Raw genomic sequence first — 5,730 nt, 5'->3', positions numbered from 1 at the left:
CTCCAGGGTCAGGGTCGCCTGCCGGACGGCGACGCCCGAGGCGTCCGCCATCACCGGGTTGAGCTCCAGGCGCGCGACCTCGGGCAGGTCGTAGCCGAGGCGGGACGCCCGCAGGAGCAGCTCCTCCAGGGCCTTCAGGTTCACCGGTTCGGCGCCGCGGTGGCCGAGCAGCAGCGGCGCCGTCCGGACCGCGCGGATCATCTCCGCGGCGTCGACGTCGGCGAGCGGGGACAGCCGGTAGGCCCGGTCGTCCAGGAGGGCGGCGGTCTCGTGGGCGATGCCGAACGAGACCAGGGCGCCGAACGAGGGGTCCTCCCGGATCACGATGCGGGTCGGAACCCCGTGCTCGTCCCCGTCCCCGCCGTCGGCGATCTCGATCCCGTAGCAGGACAGGAGTTCGGCCACCTGTTCCGGAGACAGCTCCACCGGTCCGGAGCCCCGGCCGCCGGCACCGGCCGTGTCCCCGGCGTCGAGCCATCCGGCGACCAGTTCCCGCCCGCGGTCGCGTGCCACGCCGTCGAGTTCCGGCGTGTGCCCGGCGGGACGCTGCCGCCACTGCGCGTACCGGATCACGTACGCCAGGGCCCGGACCGCGTCCTCCGGGGACGGGTAGGACGGCACCGACCCCTCCGCCGGCATCCCGTCCGGCCCGGTGACGCGCAGCTCCTCGGGCATGCCCTCGGTGCCCAGGTACGTGGCCACGATCGGCTTCCTGCCCTCCGCGGCGAGCCGGAGGATCTTCTGCGGGACGCGCACGTCGTACCCGCCGATCGTGGGGGGCGTGAACACCGCCACCACCGCGTCGACGGTGTCGTCGTCCAGCGCCGAGGCGAGCGCCGCCTCGTAGTCGTCGGCGTCCGCGCGGGGGCCGAGGTCGATGCGGGGCCGGACGTCCAGGCCGTGGGCGACCGCCTCGTCCTGCGCCAGGAGCCCCAGCGAGTTGGAGTTGTCGATGATCGCGACGCGGTCGCCGGCCGGGAGCGGCTGGTAGGCCAGCACCTGCGCCACGTCGAACAGCTCCGACAGGTCCTCCACCCGGATCACGCCGGCCTGCTCGAACAGCGCGCTGACCGCGTGGTCGGGCAGAGTCAGCGCACGCGCCGCGTGCCCGATCGGGACGCCCTGCGTGCTGCGGCCGCTCTTGACCGCCACGATCGGCTTGCGGCGCCCGAGCCTGCGCGCCAGCCGCGCGAACTTGCGGGGGTTGCCCAGCGACTCCAGGTAGAGCAGGACGGCCTTGGTCGCCGGGTCCTCCTCCCAGTACTGCATGAGGTCGTTGCCCGACACGTCCGCCCGGTTGCCGGCGGAGACGAACGTGGACAGGCCGAGGCCGCGCTCCGCCGTCCGCTGCAGGATGGCGATGCCGAGCGCACCGGACTGGGAGAAGAACCCCACCGGGCCCCGTCCCGGCATCGTCGGCGCCAGGGTCGCGTTCAACCGGACATCCGTGTCCGTGTTGGCGATGCCGAGGCAGTTGGGGCCGACGACGCGCATCCCATAGGCCCGCGCGAGCCGCACCAGCTCCTCCTGCCTGGCACGTCCCTCGTCGCCGACCTCGCCGAAACCGGACGACACGACGATCAGGCCCCGGACGCCCTTGCTCGCGCACTGCTCCACGACCTCATGGACGGCGTCCGCCCTGACGGCCACGACGGCGAGGTCCACATCGTCGGGGATCTCCAGGACCGACGTGTAGGCCCGCACCCCCGCCACGGCCACCGCCGTCTGATGCACCGGATCCACGGGCCCGCTGAAGTCTCCGGCCAGCAGGTTGCGCAGGACGGTCTGCCCGACGCTGTGCTCGGCCCGGCTCGCTCCGATCACCGCCACCGAGCGCGGGAACAGGAGCCGCTGGATCGACCGCGACTCGGCCCGGTGCTCGCGGGCCGACATGACCTCCAGCGACGTCTCGGTCGGCTCCAGGTCCAGGACGAGCTCGATCACGCCCTCCTCGAACCGCTGCTCGGCCTGGTAACCCGCCTCCCGGAACACCCGGGTCATCCGCCGGTTCTCGGGCAGGACGCTCGCCACGAACCGGCGCACGCCCCGCTCCCTGGCCGCCGCCGCGATGTGCTCCAGCAGCACCGGCCCGAGCCCGCGCCCCTGGTGCGCGTCCTCCACGAGGAACGCGACCTCCGCCGTCTCCGGCCGGTCGCTCAGCAGGTCGTAGCGGACGACCGCCACCATGACCTCGCCGATCGTGGCGATCAGCGCGACCCGGCGGTCGTGGTCGACGGTCGTGAAGTGCTCGACGTCACGGTCCGACAGGTGCGGGCGCGGCGAGAAGAACCGGTAGTAGATCGACTCCGGGGACAGCCGCGCGTGGAAGTCGCGCAGCAGCCCGCCGTCACCGGGGCTGATGGGACGCAGATGGGCCGTCCCGCCGTCGCTGAGGACGACGTCGGCCTCCCAATGATCCGGATAACCCTCGGTCACGTACCTGAGGGTAAGGCACGGGCGCCCGGTGTCCGCGTCACGGAAAAACGATGCTTCCTGGCTTTCGCTGCGCGTTCGAGACCTAATCGGGGCCCAAGAGCTGTTACGGTCGACCACACGCCCTGAATTGCCGCTCGCGCGGGCCGTGTTGATCGAGGTGATGACTCCATGACGCGCGTGGTCGTGGTCGGCGATCTGATGACAGACACCGTGGCGCGTGCCGCGTTCCCCTTGGCCAAGGGGAGCGACACGCCGGCCGCCGTGACGACCCACGGTGGCGGTTCGGGCGCCAACGTGGCCGCATGGCTCGCCGTGGAGGGGATCGACGTCGCGTTCGTCGGCCGCCGCGGCTCCGACATCCTGGGCCGCAACCGGGACATGGAGCTGATGGGGTACGGCGTCGACGCCCGCCTCGTCATGGACGGAGACCGTCCCACCGGCACCTGTGTGGTGATGGTCACCCACAAAGGCGACCGGACGATGCTCTCCGACCCCGGAGCCAACGCCGCCCTGCTCCCCGAGGACATCGAGCGCTGCAGGGACCTGTTCGTCCAGGGGACCCACCTGCACCTGTCCGGCTACGCCCTGATCAACGAGGGCTCCCGGAAGGCCGCCATCCACACTCTGGACCTCGCCCGCAAAGCGCAGATGTCCGTCTCCGTGGACGGCGGCTCGTCCTCGCCCCTCAAGCGGATGGGCGCCGAGCCCTTCCTGGAGTGGACGCAGGGCGCCCGCCTCCTGGTGGTCAACGCCAAGGAGTCCGAGATCCTCACCGGCCGCGACTCGCCCGAGCAGGCCGCGAAGGTCCTCACCGCCTGGTACCCCCAGGTCGTGATCAAGACCGGCGAGGACGGCGCCCTCTGGTACACCAACGGCCGCCCCGAGCCCATCACGGTCGCCGCCGAGCCGGTCGAGAAGATCGCCGACGGCACCGGCGCCGGCGACGCGTTCGTCGCGGGCTTCCTCCCGCCCTGGCTGGACGGCAAGCAGCCCGCCGACGCCCTCACCGCCGGATGCCGCCTGGCCGCCCGCGCGATGCAGCACCTGGGCGCCCGCCCCAGCCTCGACGTGGTCGACAACCAGATCACCTGAGGCGGCGTCCGTCTCGGGAGCGCTCTTCCGGGCACACCTGCGCCCTGGTCGCCGGACCCGCGTTCCAGCACGTGTGTGCGGGCCTAAGCGACGGGGGTGTAGGTGCGCACGTCCTCCTTCACCGCCGCCCACAGGCGGTTGAGGGGGTGGCCGGCGTCGTAGCGTTCGAGGTCGGCCCGGCGGACGAAGGCGCCGGTCATGAGCTCGGCCTTGGGCTCCAGGTCGTCGCGCAGGGCGATGGCGCGGAGCGGGACGGCGTCCGGGTCGTCCTGGGCGGCCATGCCGCGGCCGATGGAGCCGGTGACGATCATGCAGCCGCGGACGAAGCCGGAGCGCAGCAGCGACAGGCCGTAGTGCAGGTCGTCGATGTCGGCGACCACGTCGAGGCGCTCCCGGAAGCCCGGCCCGTACCAGGTGGCGAGCAGGTCGGCGACGAGCCCGGCGGGCGGCAGGACGAGCGGGATCCCGGCGATGCGGCTGGTCTCGACCGGGGTGTCGGGAAGTTCCGACGCCGGCAGGTTCGTCAGCAGGAGGGCCTGGCCCCGCGCGTACTCGACGACCTCGTACTCCTTGAGGCGCAGGTCGCCCTCGGGGGTGCTGACGATGCTGCCGCAGATGAGGTCGACCTGGCGGGTCTCCAGCCGTGACCACAGGTCCTTGGTGCGGACGTGCGCGACCTTGAACTCCACGTCGCGCTGCCGGAACTCCTCCGACACGCGGTTCCAGGCCCGCGAGACGATCGGGAGCGTGAACTCGGTCGTGCCGACGGTGAGCATCCTGCCGAGCCGGCGCCGGCTCCAGTGAATGGACTCCAGCCATTTCTCGAACGTCGCGTGCGCCAGCTCGACCGTCCTCTCGCCCGTCGGCGTGAAGAGGAAATCCTTGCCGCGCCCCTGGCGGACGGTCAGGACCTCGCCGCAGAGCGCCTGGCTGTTGCGGTTCAGCGTGTCGAGCTGCTTCTGGACGCTGGACTGCTCGCGGCCGAGGACCCGGGCGGCCCTCAGCGCGGACCCCGTCTCGTGCACCACCAGGAGCGTCCGCAGCTGGTCGAACGTCATGTCCAGCAGCCCGGCCGGGCATTCGAGGAGCGCGTCGAGGGTCGGTGACACGGCAAGCGACATTACTACCTGTTCCGCCGTCCCACCGAAATGGCCGATTGGTCACCCCAGCGGGAAATGATGACATTTCCCGCTGAACTTATCTCAAGATGTTCTGACAAACAACTGGACAGAGTTTTCTGACCTCTAGAACACTTTCTCTGCGAGCCACTCCCGCCGCCGTCATCCGTCCCCCTCAGGACGGCGGCGCTCCCGGGCGTGCCCCGGCGGTGCCGGCCGCCGGGGCCGCCGCCCGGCGACCCCCGACTCCCGTTCGCCGCGGCCCTTCTCCGCCGCGGCGCCGGGGCCGGACACCGGCCCGTGCGCGGGGCCGCGCGCACGGGCCGGCCCGACGTCCCGCCCGCGCCCACGGGGGCGCGCGGGCGCGGACGGGGGCACCCACCCATGAGTCTCCCGCCGCACCGCCGGGCTTTGCCGCTACGGTGGAGAAAGGGACTGGCCCCCGGTCACCCGGAGGCCAGTCATGGTTTCGGCGCTGGAGGGCTAGTCGCCTTCCGACGCCTTCTCGGCCGCCTTCTCGGCCGCCTCGACTTCCGCCTTCAGGCGCGCTTGGGTCGCCCGGATGGCTTCTTTATCAGCCTCCGTGAGCTCGGCCATATCTGTCTCCTTTGCTTTCCTGGCCCGGTGATGGGCGGCCAGCGCACGGTGCGCTGGTTGGTTAAGACCGTCCGTGGGGCGGAGATTCTGCCCATGCCAACGGCGGCCGCATTCTGGCTCTGGCTCACATCCCGTGAGCGGGCTGGTCGGCGAGCGGGATGCGCTTTCGGAGCAGGGCCGGGTCGGCCCGGCCGTACACCTGCTGCTTGATCATCTTGATCCGCTTCACGTGGCCGTCGACGCGGCCGGAGCTGTGATTCAGGGTCAGGCTCGTGCGGCGTCGAAGGCGCGGCGGAGGCCGGTGACGAAGGGAGTGCAGTTCGGGCAGGTCATCGGCTTGGACTGCGTCCATCCAGGCATGTCGCCAGAGCGCAGGGTCTGTGGGAGGCCGGCGGCCGCGCACGTCAGGAAGCGGTGGACGGGTTCAAGACCGATGATTTCGTCGCGGTTCGGAGGTCTGTACGGGAGGCGGCGCGGAGGGCGGCGG

Annotated in this window: 4 protein-coding genes; 1 reads left to right on the top strand and 3 read right to left on the bottom strand. The window is 71.7% G+C overall.

All coding sequences use genetic code 11. The features are described from left to right. A partial coding sequence (locus tag E1281_RS36565; RefSeq protein WP_131884281.1) for a GNAT family N-acetyltransferase occupies positions 1-2,436 on the bottom strand: 2,436 nt, incomplete at its 3' end. A 168-nt stretch (positions 2,437-2,604) separates the two neighbouring features. Between E1281_RS36565 and E1281_RS36560 the strand changes: the two genes are divergently transcribed. Then, positions 2,605-3,528, top strand: coding sequence for a sugar kinase (locus E1281_RS36560; RefSeq protein WP_131884280.1), 924 nt, complete (start codon positions 2,605-2,607; stop codon positions 3,526-3,528). Between the two features lie 83 nt (positions 3,529-3,611). Here E1281_RS36560 and E1281_RS36555 read toward each other — a convergent pair whose 3' ends face one another. Further along, a complete protein-coding gene (locus tag E1281_RS36555; RefSeq protein WP_207943720.1) occupies positions 3,612-4,637 on the bottom strand; it encodes a LysR family transcriptional regulator in 1,026 nt (341 codons plus the stop codon). Between the two features lie 730 nt (positions 4,638-5,367). Then, positions 5,368-5,595, bottom strand: coding sequence for a hypothetical protein (locus tag E1281_RS36550; RefSeq protein WP_131884279.1), 228 nt, complete (start codon positions 5,593-5,595; stop codon positions 5,368-5,370). Positions 5,596-5,730 lie beyond the last annotated feature (135 nt).

Source organism: Actinomadura sp. KC345, assembly GCF_004348515.1.
Lineage (GTDB): Bacteria > Actinomycetota > Actinomycetes > Streptosporangiales > Streptosporangiaceae > Spirillospora.
This window is presented reverse-complemented; position numbering and strand designations above follow the sequence as displayed.

Excerpts from the sequence above, each read along its gene's own strand:
- E1281_RS36560 (WP_131884280.1), top strand. The coding sequence starts at position 2,605 with ATGACGCGCGTGGTCGTGGTCGGCGATCTGATGACAGACACCGTGGCG.
- E1281_RS36550 (WP_131884279.1), bottom strand. The coding sequence starts at position 5,595 with ATGGACGCAGTCCAAGCCGATGACCTGCCCGAACTGCACTCCCTTCGT.